This window comes from Amycolatopsis rubida (assembly GCF_900115345.1).
Lineage (GTDB): Bacteria > Actinomycetota > Actinomycetes > Mycobacteriales > Pseudonocardiaceae > Amycolatopsis > Amycolatopsis rubida.
The window spans coordinates 114,901-134,851 of record NZ_FOWC01000002.1; the positions used below are offsets into that span (position 1 = coordinate 114,901).

Sequence of the window (19,951 nt, forward strand, 5' to 3'; positions counted from 1 at the left end):
CGTTCAGCACGGCATTCCTTGCGCCACCACGCCAAGGTGCTCGGTCATCAGCCGGCGGGCAGCATCCTCGTCACGGTCCTCAATGGCCTGAAGGATGCGGCGGTGCGCATCGACGGCGCGGGACGCCCGTTCGGCGTTGGTGTGCACGGCGTACACGCTCTCCCGGGGACGGTTCAAAGCACCGACCGACGCGGCGATGGCGGGATTCCCGCTGAGCAAGCCGAGCCGGGAGTGGAATTCCAGCGACAGCGGGTTGTAGCGGCTGGCGTCGTGGACGTGTTTCTCCGATTCCTCGACCAGCGCCCGCAGTTGCGCGATCTGATCGTCGGCCGCGGCACGAGCGGCGAGCGCGGCTGCCGCGGGTTCGACCGCGTGCTGCGCTTCCAGCAGCTGTTCGGTTCGCATCCCGTGCAAATGCAGCTGGATGGACAGCGAATCGGCGATCCGGCCGATGTCCGCCTCGGCCTCTTCCGCCGTGTTGAGTTCGCGGTATTCGCCGGACCAGTACAGCAACGGCTGCCCGGTTCCGCCGCCCGCGGAAACGACTTCGCCGACGAGGATGATGTGGTCGCCGCCGCCGAGCATCGTGTGCACGGTGCAGTCGAACCAGCTCAGCGCGCCGGTGACGACGGGCGCACCGGTGGCCTCGGTGCGCGTCTCGACCTCGTCGAACCGTTCCTTGCTCCGGCCGCGCCCACGTCGGGCGAAACACGCGGAGACGTCCTGTTGATGGCGACCGAGCACGTTGATCGCGAAGACCCCGCTCGCGCGGATCTCGCCGAGGATCGGACTGTGCGAATTGATCGAGACCGTCACCAGAAGCGGGTTCAGCGAAAGGGAAACGAACGAGGTCGCGGTGATCCCGTAAAGGTGGCCCTCAAGCGCGGTCGTCACCACCGTGACCCCGGAAGCGAACCGTCCGGCGGCCCGGCGGAAGCTGTCGATCCGTTGCTGGTCGGAGGTCATGGGATTCACCTCGCCTCGTCCGGAACGCCGAGCTGACGGAAGTCGTAGACGTCCAACGTGGTCTCCCCGGAACGAAGACGGTCCAGATAGGCCGCTTCCTTCTCCGCCCGGGCCCGGGACGCGGCCAGCACCCGGCCGTACTCGTCCGCCGGGAACACGACGATCCCGTCCCGGTCGGCCACGACGAGGTCGCCGCGGCGCACCACCCGGCCGCGCAAGGTGATCGGGCGGCCGACGGTTCCCGGCCAGCTCTTGACCGTGCCGCGGATCGAGATCGCCGTGCTGAACGCCGGGAACCCGAGCGAGGCGAGCTGCTGGGTGTCGCGGACGCCGCCGTCGATCACCAGTCCGGTGAGACCGCGTGCCTGCGCCGCGACCGCCATCACCTCGCCCCAGTACCCGAACGGCGCGCCACCGGCGTCGACCACGAGCACGTCACCCGGCCCAGCGGCTTCGATGCCGTGGTGCAGCGCTAGGTTGTCGCCGATCTGCGCCGACACCGGCACCGCACGGCCGACCATCTGCGCGCCGTCCCAGGCCGGCCGGAACGCGGGGTCCAGGAAGCAGTCGAGGCCGGAAGCCTCGTACAGCGTTGCCGTGCCGAGCGTCAGCAGTTCCTCGGTGTCTTCAGCCAACGTGGTCATGCGCCCGCCCGCTGCAGATCGTGGTAGCCGTACTTCGCACGGGCTTCGGCGATCGTCGCGCCGCCGAGCGCGGCGGTGAGGATCGCCTCTTCGCGCGTCTGGATCATCTCCGCGACCTCCAGCACGTCGTCCTCGCAATCCTGCGGGATCGCCACGACCCCGTCCGAGTCGCCGAGGAGAATGTCCCCGTGGCGGACCGTCACGCCGCCGATGGTCACCGGCCCGCGTTCCTCGGCTACCTCGACCCGGTCCTTGCCGGTGCGCATGAAGCGACCGCGGCTGTAGATCGGATAGCCGATGGACAGCGCGCGATGCGTGTCGCGGCAGACGCCTTCGATGACCGTGCCGGAGATCCCGCGCTGGTGCGCTACGGCGGTCAGGATGTCGCCCCACACCGTGCAGTCGACCCGGCCGTCGTTGTCGAGCACGATCACCTGGCCCGGTTCGACCTGGTCGATGAAATCGCCGACGGTGCCCGCCGGGACCTGTGCGCTGACATAGCGCACGGTGAACGCGCGGCCGGCCATGCGCTGTCCGTCCGCGAGCGGGGCGAGGCCGAGCAGGCTGCCCGGACGCTTGAGCTTGTCGAGGGCGTCGGAGACCGTCGCGGTGCCGAGCCCGGCGAACCGGTCAAGGAGAGACATCAGCGCGGCTCCACAGTGACTGCGGGGAATTGGGAATCGTGCATGACCTCCTGCACGTCACGGCCGGACCGGACCGCCTCCGCCATCCGGGCTTCCCGCTCGGCGATTCGCCGCGCGAGCCCGACAACGCGCTCCGCCTCGCCAGCCGCGACAAAGACGACGCCGTTGACGTCCGCGAGCACAAAGTCTCGCGGGGCCACTGAGACACCAGCGATCTGGATCCGCTCGTCCATCGCTGCTTGCACGATGCGGCCTCGCGCGCTGACCGGAACGGCCGTGCACGCGAAGACCGGGAGCTTAAGCGCTTCGCTCTCCTGGACGTCGCGGCAGGCGCCGTCCACGATGACGCCAGCCACGCCACGCCGGACCGCGGCCTCAGCGAGCAGGCCACCCCAGCAGGAGACGTCCGTGCGGCCGTGGTTGTCGATCACCACGACGTCGTCCGGCTCGGCGATCGCGACCAGCGGAGTGGCGATGTGCGTCGCCGGTCCGGCAGTCGCTTTGGGTGCGGCGGTGACCGTGCGCACGCGGCCGGCGACGACGGTGCCGACGGGCCACATCGGCTTCAACGCGGTGACCGCGCCCGGCAGGCCAAGCGTGTCCAGTGCGTCGGAAACCGCACAGCTGTCGAGCCCGCGCAGCGCGGAGATGATCTTTTCGGGAGACATGCTCACTTCCGTTCCCAGGCAAGGAAACCCATCGCATTGCCGGTACCGGCTTCCGTCCGGTAGCACGGCTCGTAGTCGACGCTGGTCACGGCGAGACCGGCCTCCTCGGCGATCCCGGCGACCGCGATCCAGTTGCGCAGCTCCGAGGCTCCGGACCGCATCTCGGCGGCCGGGACGCTTGAGAGGTAGTCGGCGTCGTGGTCCCGCAGCGCCTGGAGGAACTCCTGGTCCAGCTTCTCGTCGATCACGAAGTGGCTGAGCCCGCCCGAAGCGACGACGCCGACGCGCAGGTCGCCGGGGAAGGACCGGATCGCCCGGCCGGCCGCGCGTCCGAACTCGTAGCAGCGTTTGGCTCCCGGCGGATTCGGCTCCCAGAAGGTGTTGATGAAGATCGGCACCATCGGCAGCATCGACTCCTGGCCGAGGAATCGCTGGTAGATGAACCCGAAGCCGTGCGGGATGGTGTGGTTCTCGTACCGCCCGGCCGGGACGACCTCGGTGGCTCCGGTGTCGAAGTCCTCGGCTTGGGTGGACTGGATGATGTGCTTGCCGAGCGCGCGGTGCGCGGGCCGCATGATCGTGCGGTCCGGGACGTCGCCGGTCGCGGCCTCGGCCAGGCCGGGGGCCATCGCGTCGAGCTGCGCCCGGGTGAACGGCACGTGCGCGACCTCGTCGCCCCAGAACACCGAGAACGGGGCGAGCCATTCGTCGCCGTAGGTTTCCTTGTGATCGCTGGAAACGATGACGAGGACGTCAACGTCCTGGGTGCGAATGAAGCTTGCGAGCCGGTCCATCGACCGCTGGCAGCTCTCCCAGCGACGCGCCATCACCTCGGGAGTGATCTCGTTCGAGAAGTCCTCCCGCAGCTCGCGCAGTTCCTCGTAGCTGTAGGTCCCGCCGCGGAACTTCAGCCCGGTGCTGGCGCGGTCCGCGGTCCCCCTGGTGTCCCAGGCGTGCGGCGGTGGCGCTTTCAGCTGCGGTCCGTGCGAGGTGCCGATCCCGGCGACGATCTCGGTCATGACCTTCCCCTCTCAGAGCTGGAAGAGCGCGCGGGCGTTGTTCTCAAGGACGTCGGCGCGCTCCTTTTCGCCGAGCCAGGCGATGTCGTCGATGAGCAGGTGGATGTCGTCGAACCAGCGGCCGGTCTCCGGGTCGAGCTGCGAGCCGGTGCCCGGTTTCTCCGAGCCGAACAGCACCCGGTCGGTGCCGACGACTTTCATCAGCAGTTCCAGGCTGTCCTGGGTGTACAGGCACGAGTCGAAGTGCAGCAGACGCAGTTTGTCCAGATAGGACACTCCGGTGCGCACCACCGACGGCAGGAAACGGCCCACCTGGTACGGAATCGCGCCGCCACCGTGCGAGACGATCACCTTGAGAGCTGGGAAGTCCTTCAGCACGCTGGAGTTCACGAGGCTCCACACCGCGACGGTTTCTTCCTGGATGAAGTGCAGGCTGTACGGCTCGCGCGCGGGCGGCTTGCACCCGGCCGCGTGCAGCAGCACCGGCACGTCGAGTTCGCACAGCACCTCGTACACCGGGTACCAATACCGGTCCCCGAGCGCGAGCGGGGTTTCCGTGCCCTCGTACGGATCGGTGTTGAGCATCGCGCCGACGAAGCCGAGTTCGGTCACTGCGCGGCGCAGCTCCGCGGTCCAGTCCCGAGGGGTCAGATCCGGGCTCTGCGGGAGTCCGGCGACGCCCTTGAACCGGCCGGGGAACAGCTCGGTCGCGCGGTGGATGAGGTTGTTGGTTTCCTCGGTGAACCACTGCACCAGCTTGGCAGGCCGTTCGCTGTGCATCATCTGGAACGGGCGGGGCGAGATCATCTGCAGGTCGATCCCGGCGCCGTCGAGGTGCGCGAGATGGGAGAGGTCGCCGAAGCTCGGGTGCGGGTGGTGATACGCGGCGGCGAGCGCGTCGTCGCTGATGGCCGGGGGTTTGCCGCCGTGCGCGCCGCGGTGCGAGAGCAGCGAGGCTTTCCAGGCGTAGTAGGCGTCCGGCGCGGACATGTGGCCGTGGACGTCGATGATCACGGGATGCTCCTTGCGTCTCAGCCGAGCGGCTTGCTGATGAGTTCGTCGACGCGTGCGTCCGTCGCCGACGTGTCGTAGAAGCGCAGCAGCCGGGTGCGGCCCGCGCCGGGATCGCCGCGGTGCAGGTACTCGTAAAGTTCCTGGCGCATCCCGAAACTCGAACCGGCGAGTTCCCAGCCGAGCCGGAACAGCCGCGCCTTCTCCGCCGCGCCGATGTCGTGGCCGCGCATGTAAAGGTCGAGGAACGGGCGCAGTTCCGGGTTCGCCAGGTCGGCTTCGGTCGGCTGCATGATGAGGCCGGACGCGGCGACCTGACGCAGGATCTGCACCATCCGCGCGGAGATGTCGGCCGACCAGAAGCCGACGCCGTTGGTGTTGCCCGGGGCGAGGTGCCCGCCCGGCGTCACGACGGCGTCGGCCTCGGCGCCCTTGATCGCCAGTTCGAGCGTCTGGACGTAGGAGATGAGTTCGCCCAGCTGTTCCTGGATGCCGCGGAAGGTGTCCACGCCGATGGAGTGCGCGAGCTTCTTCGCGACCGAGGTGAAGAACTTCATCCGGGCGAGGAAGCGGATGTGCGTGCTCTGCAGGCTCCAGACGTTGATCCGGCCGAGGCCCTTGAGCGCGCGCAGGGAGTCGCCGAGCAGGAAGATGCGTTCGCGCGGCAGGAAAACGTCGTCGAAGAACAGCATCGCGTCCTGCTCGTCGTACCGGTTGCCGAGCGGGTGCGAGTGCCCGCTGCCGGCCGCGCCGAGCGGTTCGCGCAGCAGGATCTTCAGGCCCGGCGTGTTCATCGGCAACGCGAACCAGATGACGAAGTCTTCCGCCCCGCGCGCCGCGGTGACGCCGTTGAGGTACACCAGCACCTCGTGGGAGAACGGCGCGAGGGTGGCGAGTTGCTTCGCACCGCGCAGGATTACGCCGTCCTCGCGTTCCGCCACGACGCGCAGGGCGAGGTCCGGGTCGTCGAGCGGGCTGGCGCTGCGGTCGATCTGCGGGTCGCCGAGGGCGTGGGTCAGGACGAGGTCGTGCTCCATCGCGAACCGGCGGTAATCCCGGGCGTTCTGGCCGAAACCTTCGCGGTTCTGGTCGAGTTCGCCGGCGTAATCGGCGAGTCCGGCGGCGACATTCGACATGAAGTCGGGCGAACGGCCGAGCTGTCCGAGGCTTTCCCGCATCCACCATTCCGACGCGCCGAATTTGGCGCGCAATTCCTCCGGAGTCTTCGGCAGCGAAAACGCGTAGCTGACCTCGTTGCCGGTCTCCGCGGACTTGAACAGGGTCGCCGCCCGCCCCTCGGGGGTGGCGAACCGCAGGTCGAGCAGCCGGGCGAACTCGTCGACGGTCGGCTTGAGCGCCGGGTGCTCGGCGACGTTCCCGATGCGCTTGCCATCGAGCCAGACCTCGCGGCCGTCGTTCAGGCTCTTTTTGTACTGCTCGCCGGTGAGCGCCCCGGTGGCACCGGAAATGTCCATGTACTCCGACTCCTTTGGCTGTGACGGGCCCGCACCGGGCGACGATTCGAAGCTACGGAAATCGCCGCGCCGGGGAATCGGTCCGCTGCGGGAATCTCCGCCGAGGGCGTCCGACACCGTGTAGGAAAGTCCGACGCGGTGTCGGAACCGCGCACGACCGGATCACCGGATCGTCGGGACCGTCACCCATTGCCAGCAGGTGAACTCGTCCAGATTCCAGTGCCCGCCGTGCCGTCCGCCGTTGCCGGACGCGCCGAGGCCGCCCATCGGGATGTGCGCGGCGTCGTAGATGGTCTGGCCGTTGAGAGCGACCATCCCGGCCCGCAACCGGGAAGCGAACCCGAGAGCGCGCGCGACGTCGCGGCTGTGGATCGCGGCGGACAGGCCGTATTCGGTCGCGTTGGCGAGTTCGAGTGCTTCTTCTTCGGTCGAGAACCGGGTTACCGGAGCGACCGGGCCGAAGATCTCGCTCCGGAAAGCCGCGTTGTCCGCTGTTACGCCGTCGAGCACGGTCGGCTGGTAGAACGCGCCGTCGTGCGTGGCCCCGTGCACGACCCGCGCGCCGCCGGCGACCGCGGCTTCGACGATGCCGTGCACCCGCTCGGCCTGCGCGGTCGTGATCAGCGGGCCGAGCGTCGTCCCGGGTGCCTTCGGATCGCCGAGCCGCAGTTTCTCCGCCGCCGCTTTGAGCCGCGCGACGTATTCGCCGGCGATGCTTTCGTGCACGAGATGCCGTCCGGTCGCCATGCAGATCTGGCCTTGGTGCCGGAAAGTTCCGCCGGCGCCACCGGCGGCGGCGCGGTCGAGATCCGCGTCTGCCAGTACGATGAACGCGTTGTTGCCGCCGAGTTCGAGCACCACCCGTTTGAGCAGGCCGCCCGCGATTTCGCCGACCCGGCGGCCCGCGGCGGACGAGCCGGTGAACGAGATCGCGTTCGTGTGCGGCGAACGCACCACAGCCTCACCGGTCGCCGCACCGCCGGGCAGTACGTGCAGCACGCCTTCGGGCAGACCGGCTTGTCCGAAGATGTGCGCGAGCACCGCGCCGCCGGAGAACGCGGTCTTCACGTCCGGCTTGACCAGCACCGCGTTGCCCAGCGCGAGCGCCGGGGCGACCGAACGCATGGCGAGCATCAACGGTGCGTTCCAGGGCGCGATCACCCCGACGACGCCGACCGGGATCCGCCGGGCCAACCCCAGCGTCGCCGGGTCTTCGACCGGGAGCAGATCGCCCTGCGACATCGTGACCAGCCCGGCCGCGGCGATCAGTTCGTCGATCGCCTTGTCGACCTCGTGCTTCGCTTTTGCCGGCAGCGAACCGCTTTCGCGCACGAGCACGTCCTCGACGTCGGCGCGGATGTCGCGCAACGCGTCCGCGGCCCGGGTGAGGACGCCGGCCCGCTCGCGGTACGACGCACGGCTCCACTCGGCCTGCGCTTGCGCGGCACGTGCCCCGGCCCGCTCGACATCGTGCTGATCGGCGAGGCCGGCCAGGCCGACTTTCCCGCCGTCGCCCGGCGAGACAACCGGTTGTGTGCCGCCCCCTCCGGCACGCCAGCCGCCAGAGCAGATCCGCCCGTCTGCCTCGCTGAGATCCCACCGGGCCATGTGCGTCGCCTGCCAATCCTGGTGCGGGTGCGGAGATCTCCGCGATGCTAGGCCGGCGCGAGCCCTCGCTTCATCGCCCCGGCGACGCAAATCCCGCGCCCGCGACTGGACACGGTGTCGGAAACTACTGCCACAGCTGGTCGTTCACCCGGACCTCGATCAACCGGGGCCCGTCCTCCGGCCCCGGGTCCTCGGCGAGCGCGGCCCGCAAACCGGCGACTCCGTCGACCGTCACCGCCTTGATGCCGAACGCCGTCGCCAGCGCGGCGATCTCCACGCCGCTGATGTCGGTGAGCGGATACTCCCCTCGCTCGCCTCCGCTTTTCCGCATCCCGGCGACCACGGCTTGGTACTTCCCGTTGTTCACCACGAGATAGGTCACCGGCAGCCGGTAGCGCGCCACGGTCCAGAACGCGGGCACGCCGAACTGGACCACGCCGTCGCCGACCACCGCGAGCACGCGCTCGCGTCGCGCCATGGCCACACCGGCCGCGGCGCCCATTCCCCAGCCCAGCGAGCCGCTCGCGGTCGCGAACAGCGAATCCGCCCGCGTGCGCTGGAGAAACCGCAGCAACGGCAACGTCGAAGTCACCGCGTCGAGGACCAGCAGCCGTTCCCCGCCAATGACGTCGGCGAGAGTGCGCATCGCCACCGCAGCACTGAATTCCCCGTCCAACGGCACTTCCGCCGCCCAACGAGCGTGCCGGTCCGCGCTGTTCTTGAGCACCCGGGCAGGCCATTCGCCCCGCGAAGGCGCGCGGACTCCTTCGGCCACTCCGCGCAGCGCCGCCACGGTATCGCCGACCACCGCGCCGGCTGGGACATACCGACGGCCAGGCTCGGCCGCGTCTTCCGAGAGATGCAGGATCGGGACGCCGGACGGCAGCGCCGCTACCTCGGCCGAGAACTCCAGCGGGGTCGGCATGCCCGCCAGCACCAGCAGGTCCGCTTCCGCCAGCATCGGCGCGCGCGGCTCGAACAATCCGGCGTACAGCGGATGATCCGTGCGGAAGGACCATCGTTCGAGGTCGCGCCGGGACTCCACGAACACCGGCGCGCCGAGCCGCTCAGCCAACCGCGCCAAGTCCGTCTCGGCCCCGCGCCGGGCGACGTCCGACCCCGCGACGAGCACCGGCCGTCGCGCCGCATCGAGCAATGCGCTCGCGTGCCGGACCGCCTCCGCGGCCGGGCCCTGCCGCGCGCCCCAGCGGACCGGAGGCGCCACACCGGGTTCGGCGGCCAGATGGTCTTGCGGGATCGTCAGAATCGCCGGTTGCTCCGGGATCACCGTGGTATGCCACAGCGTCCGGCTGACATCCTCCAGCAGGTCCTCGGCGCGGAGGTTCTGCCAGGCATGACCCACGTACGGCGCGGCCGTTTCGAGCAAACGCGGCGAAGTCGTCAACGCGCGGTGCGGGAGCGTCGCCGTTCCCTTGATCCCCGCGAGAATCGCGACGCTGCTGCGCGCGACCTGAGCCGCGTACAGATGCGCCAAGCCGTTCGCGACCCCGACGTTCGTGTGCAGGTAGGCGACCCCGATCCGGCCGGAGGCACGCGCGTAGCCGTCGGCCATCGACACCGAGATCGCCTCGTGGGTGGTCAGCACGAACTCGGGTCCGCCTCGCCGGGCGGCAAGCGCGTCGAGCACTGGTATCTCGCTGGTGCCGGGGCAGCAGAAAACGTGCTCGATTCCCCACTGCGCCAAGGTTTCCAGCAACCGCGCGGCAGCCGTCATGCCCAGCACGCTACGCAGCGCGCCGGGCCGGGCGCTCCGACGCGGCGCCGGAAGAAACTGGGCGGACTGTGCGACACGGTGTCGGGATCGGAGTAGGTTCCGGCCAATGACTTCTTCCCGGCACGACGGAGACACCTGGGACCTGGCCTCCAGCGTCGGAGCGACCGCGACGATGGCCGCGGCGGCGCGGGCGATCGCCACCCGCGAGGACAGCACGCTGTTCTCCGACCGGTTCGCCGAACCGCTCGTCCGGGCAGTCGGCGTCGACCTGCTCGCCAAACTGGCGTCCGGCGAGACCGGGTCAGGCACGCTGGTCGGGCGGATCTGGATCGACGCGGCCAAGATCCGCGGCAAGTTCTACGACGAATTCTTCCTCGACGCGTCCGCCGCGGGCATCGCACAGGCGGTGCTCCTGGCGTCCGGACTGGACTCCCGTTCCTACCGGCTGCCCTGGCCGGACGGAACCGTCGTGTACGAGATCGACCAGGAACCGGTGGTCGAGTTCAAGGCCCGCACGCTGGCCGGTCTTGGCGCCGAGCCCACCGCCGACCGGCGACCGGTCGCCGTCGACCTGCGCGACGACTGGCCTGCCGCCCTGCGCGCCGCCGGTTTCGACCCGGCCCAGCCGACCGCGTGGAGCGCCGAAGGCCTGCTCGGATACCTGCCGCCCGAAGCGCAAGATCGCTTGCTGGACACCATCACCGAACTCAGCGCGCCGGGAAGCCGGGTCGCCACCGAAAACCGGCCCAACCCGCGTCCCGGCGACGAGGACAAGACGAAGGAACGCCTCGACCGCATCTCCGAACAATGGCGGGGCGAGGGTTTCCACACCGACATGACGCGGCTGCGCTACTTCGGCGAGCGCAACGAGGCGGCTCCGTACCTGAGCGGGCTCGGCTGGACGGTGCGGGGAAGCACGGTCCGGGAGCTGCTCGCGGCCAACGGGCTGCCGCCGCTTCAGGACGACGATCTGCGCATGGGCGACCTTCGGTACATCCGCGGCGTCCTGGCCTAACTCCTCGACGTGTCGTGAGGGGAACCCTCATTGACTCCGATTCCCGCAGGGTTCCCCTCACGACACTCCGCCCAGCGGAACCGGTCCAGCAGAAGCGCACGTGTCATGCGGCGATCCTGGCCGGTCGGCGAGCGGTCCGGCGAGGTGTTTTCCCCGTCACCGGGCGAGCCGGGCGCGGGCCTCCTCGGTCTGCGGCGCGAACAGGTTGACCAGGTTGCCGTCCGGGTCTCGGAACAGCAGCGAACGATTGCCCCATGGCATCGTCGCCGGCTCCTGCACGACCTCGGCGAGCAGCGGCCGGAGCCGCGCGAACTCCCGGTCGACGTCCTCGACCAGGAACTCCAGGATGACGGTCCGGTTCTCCTCCGGCACCGCCGCACCCGCGCTGAACAACGCCATCGTTTCGGCGCTGCCGATCGCCAGCGTCGCCGTCGCGCCGGCGAACTCGGCGAACTGCTCCGCCGGACGGCTCGCCACGAGACCGGTCACCTGCTCGTAAAACGACGTCAGACGGTCGACGTCACCGGTGATGATGCGGACAGAAGTCAACTGCACGGCCACATTCCTTTCTGGTTGCTCAGTGGCCACGCTAGAAGCAATAGTGGACAGGATCCGCCCGGTATTGCGAGAATTCTCCGCATGACCCGGCCGATCGCCCGCGTGCTCGCGTTGCTGGAGATCCTCCAGGGCGGCGGCACCCGGACCGTCGCCGAACTCGCCGGGCGGCTCGACGTGGACGAACGCACCGTCCGCCGGTACGTCGAGCACCTGCTCGACCTGGACATCCCGGTCCGTTCCGTGCGCGGTCGCCACGGCGGGTACCGGCTCGCCCCCGGTTACCGGATGCCGCCGCTGATGCTCACCGACGAGGAGGCGCTCGCAGTCCTGCTCGGGCTGGTCGCGGGACGCCGCGCCGGACTGGTCACCACGTCGGTCGCGGCCGCGGAAAGCGCGGTCGCGAAGGTCCGCCGGGTGCTGCCCGAGGCGCTCGGCCGCCGGCTCGACGCCTTGCTGGAGGTTGCCGACTTCACCACGCCCGCCCGTCCCTCGCTCACCGCGGAGGCAGAGGTGCTCCTCGCGGTCGCCGAGGCGGCCCGCGACCAGCGACCGGTCAAACTCGCCTACACCGCGGCTCACGGCCGAAGCAGCGAACGCGTCGTCGAGCCGTACGGTGTCGTGGCGCATTCCGGCCGCTGGTATCTCACCGGCTTCGACTCAAGCGCCGGTCAGGTGCGCACATTCCGCGTCGACCGGATCGAGCGGGCCGAACCGCAGGACGGAACCTTCAGCGCGCCAACGGGTTTCGACCCCGCCCGCCAAGTGCTGACCGGCATCGCCGAAGCACCGCACCGGCACGAGGTCGCGGTGCGGATCCAGGCGACCGCGGAAGAAATCCGCGCGGTGTTCCCGCCGTCCATCGCCGTACTGGAAGCCGACGGCCCGTGGGTCCGCGCGCGAATCCGGGCCGAGCACCTCGACTGGATCCCGCCGCGGCTCGCCGCACTCGACCGGCCGTTCGTCATCGAGCGGCCGGACGCGCTCCTCGACCGGATGCGCGCCCTCGCCGCCCGGCTGACCGGTTACGCCGGATCCTCCTCCAGCGCGACCTCCAGCAACGCACCGAGCTCGTTGAGCTGAGCCGCCGAAAGCCGGCTGAACGACGCCTTCACCACGACGTCCGCGAGTTCCTGCCCCGCCGCTCGCAGCTCCGCGCCCTTCTCCGTGAGCCGGTGCCGCACCGCCCGGCCCGGCCCGGGCACCCGCTCGATCAGGCCGCGGTCGACCATGCGCGCGGCCAGCGTGCCGAAGGACTGGTCGGTCTGGAAGGTCAGCACAGCGAGGTCGTGCAGCGAGGCATCCGGGTGATTGTCCAAGTGCCGCAAGGTGTCCCACTGCACGAGCGACAGCCCGAGCGGCTGCAGCGCCTGGCTCAGCGCGCGGTGATGGCGGTGCTGCAGGCGCTTGACGGCCAGGGCGACGTCGGCGTGGCGGTACCTCATGGCCGGGGAGCCTACCCGGCCGCGAAACAGGTTGCTTATATCAGCTTACTTATATAAGGTTACTGATATGACTTCCTCCCCGACGCTCCGGCTCCCCTCGGCCGGACCGGCCGAAATCACCGTCCAAGACCACGACCGCACCCGGACGTTCCTGCTGCTGCACGGCGGAGGCGGCGTCGCGACCATGGCCGGTTTCGCCGACCTGCTGGCTGAACGCACCCGCTCGCGAGTCCTGCTGCCCACCCACCCCGGCTTCAACGGAACGCCGAAAGCCGCCGGGCTCACCGACGTCACCGCACTGGCCAAGGCGTACATCGCACTGCTGGACCATCTCGACGTCTCGGACGTCACCGTGGTCGGCAACTCCTTCGGCGGCTGGCTGGCCGCGGAAATCGCCCTGCTGCACAGCCCGCGCGTCAGCCGCGCCGTGGTCGTCGACGGCATCAGCATCGAGGTCGCCGGGCATCCGCTGGCCGACGTCCGCGGCAAAACCGTCGCCGAAATCCAGCAGTTCTCGTTCCACGACCCGGCGAAGGCCCCCGTCCCGCCCGCCGGCCGCACCGGCCCCAGCCCGGATGTCGTCGCACTGGTGGGGTACACCGGCCCGGCGATGACCGACCCGACACTGGCCGAACGACTGGGCAAAGCGGACATTCCGATCCACGTCCTGTGGGGCGAGAGCGACCGCATCGCCGACCCGCGCTACGGCGAGGCCTACGCCGCCGCGATCCCGGGCGCGACATTCACCGTGCTTCCCCGTACCGGACATTTGCCGCAGGTCGAAACCCCGGAGGAACTGCTCGGCGCGGTGCTCGCCTTCGACACCTGATCGCCTGCGGGTTAACTAGCGGCTACTGCGCACAAGGGGGAAATCTCATGACCACCGCACTGATCGTCGGCGACATCCAGCGGGGCATCACCGACGGCTATCCATTCGCCCGCCAGGTCGTGCCGCCGCTCACCGAACTGCTGCCCCGCGCCCGCGAAACCGGCACGCTCGTCGTATTCGTGCGTTTCGCCATGCGGGACAACGGAACCGACCTTCCCGGCGGCGCGCTGTACCGCTCTTTCTTCGACGCCGGAGACGCTTTCCACGAAGGTTCGCCGGGCACCGAACTGACCTTGCCGGTCGCCGAAGAGGATGTCGTCGTCCTGAAGCGCCGGGCGAGCGCGTTCGCCGGAACGGATCTCGACCTGGTGCTGCGTGCCCGGGGCATCCGCCACGTCGCGGTCGCCGGGGTGGCGACCAGCGCGATGGTCACCGCGACGTGCTACGACGCGGCGGACCGCGGCTACCAGGTGACCGTGCTGCGCGACGGATGCGCCGACAGCGACCAGTCCGTCAACGACGTCCTGCTCGACAAGGTGTTCCCCAGCCGCGGATTCACGGTCATGTCGTGTGCCGAGTGGACCTGAGTGCGAACTCGCCGCTGGTCAGCGGACTGCGAGAGCCGCGCCCGGCATCGGGACGACACCGGTTTCGCGGCTTCCCCGAAGTCCGCTACTCTCGGTGCGGCATCTATCACCGTGTCAATACGCGGGAGGTACGCGTCGTGACCGACGCAGTCAACGCACCGCCGGGGGTCAACCCGAACGAGTCGAGCGTCGCTCGCGTCTACGACTATCTGCTGGGCGGGAAAGACAATTACGAGATCGACCGCAGGGTCGCCGAGGAAGTCTCCCGGGTAATGCCGGACATCGCGGAAACCGCGCGGGTCAACCGGCACCTGCTGACCCGGATCTGCCGGTTCCTCGCCTACCACGCGGGCGTCCGCCAGTACATCGACTGCGGTTCCGGCATGCCCACCGCGGAGAACGTGCACCAGATCGTCCAGCGCGCGGATCCGGCCGCGAAGGTCGTCTACGTCGACTACGATCCGGTAGTCGCCAGCCACGGACGCGCGCTGCTCGACGAGAACGAGTTCACCGAGTACATCCAGGCGGATTTCTTCGACCCGCCCAGCATTCTCGACCACCCGACGGTCGACGAGCACCTCGACTGGAACCAGCCGATCGCGGTGCTGTTCCTGCTCGCCCTGCACCACCAGACCGGCGACCGCGAGCTTGCGGGGAAGGTGACGAAGGAGTTCATCGACCGGCTCCCGTCCGGATCGTACGTCGCGATCTCGCACCTGCTCGACGCCCACGACGGCTCCGAGGACGCCGAAACGGTGCAGAGCATCATCGAATCGGTCCACAACGGATCGATGAAGGACATCTCGTCCCGCACCCGCGCCGAGATCAAGGACCTGTTCCACGGCTTGGAGCTGATTCCGAGCGGGCCGAACAGGCCGGCCGAGGTCGTGCCGGTGATCGAATGGTGGCCGGACGGCCCGCTGCTGGACGAGCCGACGATCGCGCAGCGGATCGTGGCGGTCGGGGTCGCGCGGAAACCCTGATTCACGACTGCGGGCCGGTGCTCCGGCCGGGCTGAACGCTCGGCTGGAACACCGGCCCGCCGTCGTGTCCCGGGGAAACTCTGACCGCACACCAGGTCAGGACGCGACCGGCACCGGTTCCGCCGTCTTCGCCGCCGCCGGGGAACGCCGCAGCGCGACCATCCCTGCCACCGCGAACACCACCACGATCGCCGCACCGATCCCGGCGACCGTGTGCAGTCCCGAGCTGAACGCGTCCCGCGCCGTGGCCAGCAACTGCTCGCCAGTCGCGCCGGGCAGCGTCGCCGCCGCCTCCATCGCACCGGCCATGCTGTCGGTCGCCTGGGCGGCGGCCGCCGCGGGCACGGGGGAAGGGACCGCGATCCGGTCGCGGTACACCGCCGTCGCGACGCTGCCGAACACCGCGATCCCCATGGCGATCCCGAATTCCGCGCTGGTCTCCGACATCGCCGAAGCCGCGCCGGCCCGCCGCGGCGGGACCGAGCCGACCACCATTTCGGTGCACAGCACGCCCTGCGGCCCCATGCCGAAGCTGGCGATCGACATGCCCAGCACCACGAAAGCCACGCCGCCGGACGCGCCGGCGAGCGTGAACAACAGGATTCCGCCCGCCGCGGCCAGCATGCCGAAGCCCAGCACGAATTCCGGCCGGATCCGGCGCGCCAGCCGCGGCGCGATCATCGAGCCGGCGACGACCGCGAGCGCCTGCGGGACCAGCAGCAGCCCCGCGCCGGCCGCGCTCAGTCCGGCGACCATCTGCAGATACTGGCTGACCAGCATGAACACCCCGCCCATGGTGACCGCGCCGACCAGCGTGATCGCCACCGCCGCGCTGAACGCGCGCACCCGGAACAGCCGCAGATCCAGCAGCGGATGCTCGAGCCGCCGCTGCCGCCGGACGAATACCGCGCCGACCGCGAGCCCCGCGGCGAGCACGAGGATTTCGGTCAGGGACAAGCCGTTCTTGGCGATTTCCTTGAGCGCGTAGATGACCGGCAGGATCGCGGCGAGCGAGAGGGCGACGCTGGCGAGGTCGAGGCGTCCGGCGTCGGCGTCGCGGTATTCGGGCAGCAGTTTCGGCGCGGTCGCGAACAGCAGGACCATCACCGGCACGCCCATCAGGAACACCGAACCCCAGCGGAAATGCTCCAGCAGGAACCCGCCCGCGACCGGGCCGGCCACCATGCCGCCCATGAAACAGCTCATCCACACCGCGAGCGCGGTGCCGCGCTGCTTGGGATGACGGAACATGGTGCTGATCAGCGCGAGCGTCGAGGGCATGAGCGTCGCCCCGGCGATCCCGAGCACCGCCCGCGCGGCGATCAGCATCTCCGGACTGGTCGAGAACGCCGCCGCGACCGACGCGAGCCCGAACGCGCCGCCGCCGATCATCAGCAGCTTGCGCCTGCCGATCCGGTCGCCGAGGGTGCCCATCGTGACGAGGAACCCGGCGATCATGAAGCCGTAGATGTCGATGATCCACAGCAATTGCGTGGCTGAGGGCCGCAGATCCGCGGCGAGGTGCGGAACCGCGAGGTGCAGCACGCTCATGTCCAGCGACAACAGCACGGTCGGCAGGGCCAGCACCGCCAGGCCCAGCCATTCGCGTCGTCCGGCACTCATTTCTGTCTCCTCTGTGCTGTCGTTCCGGTCGTCTCACTCAAGCGACGATCGGGGTGTGCTCGGATCGACAGCACGGGGAAATTTCTCCGGACGGACCTCAGTTATGCCACCGCGTAGCCCCCAAGGGAAGGTTCCAGCAGGTCGAACGCCCGCGCCGCCTCCGCCGCGACCGTCTCCGCGACCTCGTCGACGGGCCGTCCGGCCAGCGTCAGCTCCTCGATCCGCTGGAACAGGCTGTGGTGCACCGCCCCCAGCACCGCGGCCGCCGTCCGGACGGTGATGTCCGATCGGGGGCTGCCCACCGCGTCCGCCAGTGCCTGCGCCAACGCCCGTTCCCGCTGTTCGTGCAGACCGCGCAGGCACGCGGACAACGTGGGGCTCTCGGCGATCATCCGGCTGAACTCCAGCCCGGCGAACCCGGCGACCGGGTCCTTCGCCGCGACCGCCGCCTCGAACGCCCGCCGCAACGCCGCGAGCGCCGACTCCCCCGGTTCGCGCGACGACACCGCGGCCGCCAGGGTCGCGACGAACTCGTCCTGATGGTCGAGGGCCAAGTCCTCCTTGCGGGCGAAGTAGTTGGTGACCGTCTTCTTCGCGACCCGCGCGGCCGCCGCGACCTCGGCGATCGTCGTCTCCTCGAAGCCCTGTTCCAGGAACAGCCGCGTCGCGTGGCCGGAGATCAGCCGGCGCGTCTCCTGCTTCTTGGCTTCCCGCAGGCCCACATCCCTCAAAAACTTACCTCCGACGTAAATTTACCTTGACACCCGTCTATAACCTCGGCATACTTTTACTACCGACGTAAATATAGCCCGAAGGAGAACCATTTGTCGATCGCTGCCCTTCCGTCGCTCGCGGACCAGGCGGAGCGCCTCATCACGCTGGAAGTGCCCGAGATCGCCCAGCTTTCCGCCGATGACCTGCGTGCTTTCGCCGCCGAGCACAGTGCCGCGGACGGCGCGCTGCTGGCGGTCCACCCGGACCGGGCACCCGCGTCGGCGCTCCCGCCGCTGCTCCGCCGTGAAGGAAAGGCCGGGTTCGTCGTCACCGACATGCCCGACGTCGACCAGTTCGCACCGCGCGACGTCGACCTGCCCGGCGCGCCGCTGTACCTCGTCACCGGAATCGACCGCGGCGACGAGATGGCGAACTGGAGCCCCGAGGAAGCCCTGCCCGCGATCACCAAGGCCGGGCGCAGTCCGCTGCTGCTCACCGAGGGGATTCACTGGGTGCTGCAGCAGCCGTCGGCACTCGAACGCAATCATTGCTTCATGACCATCGGCTCCCGGCTGCGCAAGGAGAACGGCAAGTTCGACGCCCGCACGCCGGCGCTGTGGATCAGCAACGGCACCGGCCGCGACGGCAGCGAGCGCCGCAACGCCCCCAAGGTCGGGTGGTGCTGGTGGGGCAACCGGCACACCTGGCTGGGTTTCGGGTCCGCCGCCGCCCGCCGCTGAGCCCGTCACCCCGCAGCCAACACCACAGCACCCCGCCACCCGCCGCTGAGCCCGTCACCCCGCAGCCAACACCACAGCACCCCGCCACCCGCCGCTGAGCCTGTCACCCCGCAGCCAACACCACAGCACCCCGTCACCCCGCGGCCAACGCCACAGCACCCCGCCACCCGCCGATGCCAAGGAAGCGACCGGCACCCTGCCGGGAACCGCCGCCGAACCCGACACCGCGAGGAGAGCACCCATTTCCCCGGCCCGAACGTCCTGCACCCGATGCCCGGACAGCCGCGAGTGGTGCTGCTGAAACCACTGGTCACCTCGCCGCTGATCGACGTCGGCGAGTTCTCCTATTACGACGACCCGGACGAGCCGACCGCCTTCGAGACCCGCACCGTGCTGTACCACTACGGGCCGGAGAAGCTCGTGATCGGCAAGTACTGCGCGCTCGGCGAGGGCGTGCGGTTCATCATGAACGGCGCGAACCACCGGATGGACGGGCCGTCGACGTTCCCGTTCCCGATCATGGGCGGCGACTGGGCCGGGCACTTCGACGCCATCACCGGCCTGCCCGGCCGCGGCGACACGGTGCTGGGCAACGACGTCTGGCTCGGCTACCGGGCGATGGTCATGCCGGGGGGGGTCCGCATCGGGCACGGCGCGATCGTCGCGTCCGGGGCGGTCGTGGTCGACGACGTGCCGGACTACGGCATCGCCGGCGGCAATCCGGCCAAGCTGATCCGCCGCCGCTACCGCGACGAGGATGTCGAGCGGCTGCTGGCGATCGCGTGGTGGACTGGCCGCTGGACCACCTCACGAAGCGCGTCCGCACGGTCATGGCCGGCAGCGTCGACGACCTGGCGAAGGCCGCCGCCGAACTCGCGTAGCTCGGTAACGTGGCAGGCGTGCCGAGTGAGATACCCGAGGAAGCCCGCCGAAGCACCGCGCTGTTCCTGTCCACAGTGGACCGAGCCGAACCCGGGCTGCTGACCGGTTTCTACCTGGTCGGCTCGGTCTGCTTCGGCGACTTCCACGCCCGCGGCGCCGGGCGCGGACGGCTGAGCACGGCCAGCGACATCGATTTCGTCGCGGTCGCCGAGCGGCGTCCGGGTCCGGGTGGGATATCCGCGCTGGCGCAGGCTCATGCCACCACCGTCGCCCGGTTTCCGAAGCCGCGTTTCGACGGCTCCGTGCTCACCTGGGCCGACCTCGCCGCCGGGCCCGACGACTGTCCGGACGTTCCGTGCGCGCAGGAAAGCCGGTTCGCCGCGGCGGGCCGGGACGGCCTCAACCCGGTGACGTTCTGCGAACTCGCCACCCGCGGGATCGCGGTGCGCGGCCCGGAACCGTCCGATGTGGACGTTTAGGCGGATCAGGATGCCTTGCGCGCGTTCACTGTCGACAACCTGAGCAGCTACTGGCGGCCGTGGTGGGAGAAGAACCGGCGCACCGGGGCGCTGTCGCTCGCGCTCGGGATGAGCCCGTTGTTCCCGGTGTGGGCGGTGCTCGGGGTAAGCCGCCTGCACCATCTGGTGGCGACCGGGGAACTGACGTCCAAATGCGGTGCGGGGCGATAATGCGGCACGGGAATTCGACGCGCGATGGCAGCGCATCGTCGCGGAGAGCTTGAGTTTGCGCACCGGAGGCGCGGAAGGGCGTCGCAGCTACCGAAATCCCTTGGCGCGGCGGCGCGACA

22 protein-coding genes are annotated in these 19,951 nt (G+C 69.7%); 9 read left to right on the plus strand and 13 right to left on the minus strand.

The window, feature by feature from the left end:
- Nucleotides 1–3: 3 nt before the first annotated feature.
- From BM362_RS09465 to BM362_RS09505, 9 genes are all read right to left on the minus strand, one after another.
- Nucleotides 4–966, minus strand: coding sequence for a flavin reductase (locus tag BM362_RS09465; protein ID WP_093572859.1), 963 nt, complete (start codon nucleotides 964–966; stop codon nucleotides 4–6).
- A 5-nt stretch (nucleotides 967–971) separates the two neighbouring features.
- Nucleotides 972–1,610, minus strand: coding sequence for a 4-carboxy-4-hydroxy-2-oxoadipate aldolase/oxaloacetate decarboxylase (locus BM362_RS09470; RefSeq protein WP_067580801.1), 639 nt, complete (start codon nucleotides 1,608–1,610; stop codon nucleotides 972–974).
- Nucleotides 1,607–2,254: an RraA family protein gene (locus BM362_RS09475; RefSeq protein ID WP_093572860.1), complete on the minus strand. Its 648-nt coding sequence runs from the start codon at nucleotides 2,252–2,254 to the stop codon at nucleotides 1,607–1,609. Before BM362_RS09475 ends, BM362_RS09470 begins: the two co-directional genes overlap by 4 nt.
- Nucleotides 2,254–2,922 carry an RraA family protein gene (locus BM362_RS09480; protein ID WP_093572861.1) on the minus strand — a complete coding sequence of 223 codons (669 nt, stop codon included), beginning with the start codon at nucleotides 2,920–2,922 and terminating at the stop codon, nucleotides 2,254–2,256. Before BM362_RS09480 ends, BM362_RS09475 begins: the two co-directional genes overlap by 1 nt.
- 2 nt (nucleotides 2,923–2,924) lie before the next feature.
- A complete protein-coding gene (locus tag BM362_RS09485; RefSeq protein ID WP_093572862.1) occupies nucleotides 2,925–3,941 on the minus strand; it encodes a DODA-type extradiol aromatic ring-opening family dioxygenase in 1,017 nt (338 codons plus the stop codon).
- Nucleotides 3,942–3,953: 12 nt separating this feature from the next.
- Complete coding sequence (locus BM362_RS09490; protein WP_093572863.1) at nucleotides 3,954–4,955, minus strand: amidohydrolase family protein; 1,002 nt, start codon at nucleotides 4,953–4,955, stop codon at nucleotides 3,954–3,956.
- A gap of 17 nt (nucleotides 4,956–4,972) precedes the next feature.
- Nucleotides 4,973–6,427: a 4-hydroxyphenylacetate 3-hydroxylase family protein gene (locus BM362_RS09495; RefSeq protein ID WP_093572864.1), complete on the minus strand. Its 1,455-nt coding sequence runs from the start codon at nucleotides 6,425–6,427 to the stop codon at nucleotides 4,973–4,975.
- Between the two features lie 162 nt (nucleotides 6,428–6,589).
- Complete coding sequence (locus tag BM362_RS09500) at nucleotides 6,590–8,035, minus strand: aldehyde dehydrogenase family protein (RefSeq protein WP_093572865.1); 1,446 nt, start codon at nucleotides 8,033–8,035, stop codon at nucleotides 6,590–6,592.
- A 124-nt stretch (nucleotides 8,036–8,159) separates the two neighbouring features.
- Complete coding sequence (locus BM362_RS09505) at nucleotides 8,160–9,770, minus strand: thiamine pyrophosphate-binding protein (protein ID WP_067580787.1); 1,611 nt, start codon at nucleotides 9,768–9,770, stop codon at nucleotides 8,160–8,162.
- A 106-nt stretch (nucleotides 9,771–9,876) separates the two neighbouring features.
- On the opposite strand from BM362_RS09505, the gene BM362_RS09510 reads away from it, so the two are divergent.
- Nucleotides 9,877–10,785 carry an SAM-dependent methyltransferase gene (locus tag BM362_RS09510; protein WP_093572866.1) on the plus strand — a complete coding sequence of 303 codons (909 nt, stop codon included), beginning with the start codon at nucleotides 9,877–9,879 and terminating at the stop codon, nucleotides 10,783–10,785.
- Between the two features lie 156 nt (nucleotides 10,786–10,941).
- Here BM362_RS09510 and BM362_RS09515 read toward each other — a convergent pair whose 3' ends face one another.
- The gene (locus tag BM362_RS09515) at nucleotides 10,942–11,340 is read right to left on the minus strand and encodes a VOC family protein (protein WP_067580782.1); all 399 of its coding nucleotides are present in this window, start codon (nucleotides 11,338–11,340) and stop codon (nucleotides 10,942–10,944) included.
- A gap of 84 nt (nucleotides 11,341–11,424) precedes the next feature.
- Between BM362_RS09515 and BM362_RS09520 the strand changes: the two genes are divergently transcribed.
- Nucleotides 11,425–12,423 (plus strand): helix-turn-helix transcriptional regulator, encoded by a 999-nt coding sequence (locus BM362_RS09520; protein WP_067580780.1) that lies wholly within the window; start codon nucleotides 11,425–11,427, stop codon nucleotides 12,421–12,423.
- Here BM362_RS09520 and BM362_RS09525 read toward each other — a convergent pair.
- Entirely contained in the window at nucleotides 12,366–12,785 is a 420-nt protein-coding gene (locus BM362_RS09525) for a MarR family winged helix-turn-helix transcriptional regulator (RefSeq protein WP_093572867.1), read from the minus strand. The genes BM362_RS09520 and BM362_RS09525 overlap by 58 nt on opposite strands.
- Before the next feature lie 67 nt (nucleotides 12,786–12,852).
- Here BM362_RS09525 and BM362_RS09530 point away from each other — a divergent pair, with 67 nt between their 5' ends.
- The 3 genes from BM362_RS09530 to BM362_RS09540 all read left to right on the plus strand — a co-directional run bounded on the left by BM362_RS09530 (nucleotide 12,853) and on the right by BM362_RS09540 (nucleotide 15,184).
- The gene (locus BM362_RS09530) at nucleotides 12,853–13,614 is read left to right on the plus strand and encodes an alpha/beta fold hydrolase (protein ID WP_093572868.1); all 762 of its coding nucleotides are present in this window, start codon (nucleotides 12,853–12,855) and stop codon (nucleotides 13,612–13,614) included.
- Nucleotides 13,615–13,661: 47 nt separating this feature from the next.
- Nucleotides 13,662–14,201, plus strand: coding sequence for a cysteine hydrolase family protein (locus BM362_RS09535; RefSeq protein WP_093572869.1), 540 nt, complete (start codon nucleotides 13,662–13,664; stop codon nucleotides 14,199–14,201).
- Nucleotides 14,202–14,338: 137 nt separating this feature from the next.
- Nucleotides 14,339–15,184: an SAM-dependent methyltransferase gene (locus tag BM362_RS09540; RefSeq protein ID WP_093572870.1), complete on the plus strand. Its 846-nt coding sequence runs from the start codon at nucleotides 14,339–14,341 to the stop codon at nucleotides 15,182–15,184.
- Nucleotides 15,185–15,280: 96 nt separating this feature from the next.
- Here the strand turns inward: BM362_RS09540 and BM362_RS09545 are convergent, their stop codons facing one another.
- Nucleotides 15,281–16,807, minus strand: a complete 1,527-nt coding sequence (locus tag BM362_RS09545; RefSeq protein ID WP_093572871.1) for an MFS transporter — start codon at nucleotides 16,805–16,807, stop codon at nucleotides 15,281–15,283.
- Nucleotides 16,808–16,908: 101 nt separating this feature from the next.
- Nucleotides 16,909–17,538, minus strand: a complete 630-nt coding sequence (locus tag BM362_RS09550; RefSeq protein ID WP_067580766.1) for a TetR/AcrR family transcriptional regulator — start codon at nucleotides 17,536–17,538, stop codon at nucleotides 16,909–16,911.
- A 93-nt stretch (nucleotides 17,539–17,631) separates the two neighbouring features.
- Between BM362_RS09550 and BM362_RS09555 the strand changes: the two genes are divergently transcribed.
- From BM362_RS09555 to BM362_RS09570, 4 genes are all read left to right on the plus strand, one after another.
- Entirely contained in the window at nucleotides 17,632–18,261 is a 630-nt protein-coding gene (locus BM362_RS09555; protein ID WP_067580764.1) for a DUF5701 family protein, read from the plus strand.
- Nucleotides 18,262–18,531: 270 nt separating this feature from the next.
- A complete protein-coding gene (locus BM362_RS09560; protein WP_425285693.1) occupies nucleotides 18,532–19,245 on the plus strand; it encodes a CatB-related O-acetyltransferase in 714 nt (237 codons plus the stop codon).
- On the plus strand, nucleotides 19,218–19,622 hold the full coding sequence (locus BM362_RS09565) for a hypothetical protein (RefSeq protein WP_093572872.1): 405 nt from the start codon (nucleotides 19,218–19,220) through the stop codon (nucleotides 19,620–19,622). The genes BM362_RS09560 and BM362_RS09565 overlap by 28 nt, the downstream gene beginning before the upstream one ends.
- A 15-nt stretch (nucleotides 19,623–19,637) precedes the next feature.
- Nucleotides 19,638–19,832, plus strand: a complete 195-nt coding sequence (locus tag BM362_RS09570; RefSeq protein WP_093572873.1) for a hypothetical protein — start codon at nucleotides 19,638–19,640, stop codon at nucleotides 19,830–19,832.
- Nucleotides 19,833–19,951 lie beyond the last annotated feature (119 nt).

What these genes read in the sequence shown, in the direction of transcription:
- BM362_RS09465 (WP_093572859.1), bottom strand. Translation starts at nt 966, where the DNA reads ATGACCTCCGACCAGCAACGGATCGACAGCTTCCGCCGGGCCGCCGGA.
- BM362_RS09470 (WP_067580801.1), bottom strand. Translation starts at nt 1,610, where the DNA reads ATGACCACGTTGGCTGAAGACACCGAGGAACTGCTGACGCTCGGCACG.
- BM362_RS09475 (WP_093572860.1), bottom strand. Translation starts at nt 2,254, where the DNA reads ATGTCTCTCCTTGACCGGTTCGCCGGGCTCGGCACCGCGACGGTCTCC.
- BM362_RS09480 (WP_093572861.1), bottom strand. Translation starts at nt 2,922, where the DNA reads ATGTCTCCCGAAAAGATCATCTCCGCGCTGCGCGGGCTCGACAGCTGT.
- BM362_RS09485 (WP_093572862.1), bottom strand. Translation starts at nt 3,941, where the DNA reads ATGACCGAGATCGTCGCCGGGATCGGCACCTCGCACGGACCGCAGCTG.
- BM362_RS09495 (WP_093572864.1), bottom strand. Translation starts at nt 6,427, where the DNA reads ATGGACATTTCCGGTGCCACCGGGGCGCTCACCGGCGAGCAGTACAAA.
- BM362_RS09500 (WP_093572865.1), bottom strand. Translation starts at nt 8,035, where the DNA reads ATGGCCCGGTGGGATCTCAGCGAGGCAGACGGGCGGATCTGCTCTGGC.
- BM362_RS09505 (WP_067580787.1), bottom strand. Translation starts at nt 9,770, where the DNA reads ATGACGGCTGCCGCGCGGTTGCTGGAAACCTTGGCGCAGTGGGGAATC.
- BM362_RS09510 (WP_093572866.1), top strand. Translation starts at nt 9,877, where the DNA reads ATGACTTCTTCCCGGCACGACGGAGACACCTGGGACCTGGCCTCCAGC.
- BM362_RS09520 (WP_067580780.1), top strand. Translation starts at nt 11,425, where the DNA reads ATGACCCGGCCGATCGCCCGCGTGCTCGCGTTGCTGGAGATCCTCCAG.
- BM362_RS09525 (WP_093572867.1), bottom strand. Translation starts at nt 12,785, where the DNA reads ATGAGGTACCGCCACGCCGACGTCGCCCTGGCCGTCAAGCGCCTGCAG.
- BM362_RS09530 (WP_093572868.1), top strand. Translation starts at nt 12,853, where the DNA reads ATGACTTCCTCCCCGACGCTCCGGCTCCCCTCGGCCGGACCGGCCGAA.
- BM362_RS09535 (WP_093572869.1), top strand. Translation starts at nt 13,662, where the DNA reads ATGACCACCGCACTGATCGTCGGCGACATCCAGCGGGGCATCACCGAC.
- BM362_RS09545 (WP_093572871.1), bottom strand. Translation starts at nt 16,807, where the DNA reads ATGAGTGCCGGACGACGCGAATGGCTGGGCCTGGCGGTGCTGGCCCTG.
- BM362_RS09560 (WP_425285693.1), top strand. Translation starts at nt 18,532, where the DNA reads ATGCCCGGACAGCCGCGAGTGGTGCTGCTGAAACCACTGGTCACCTCG.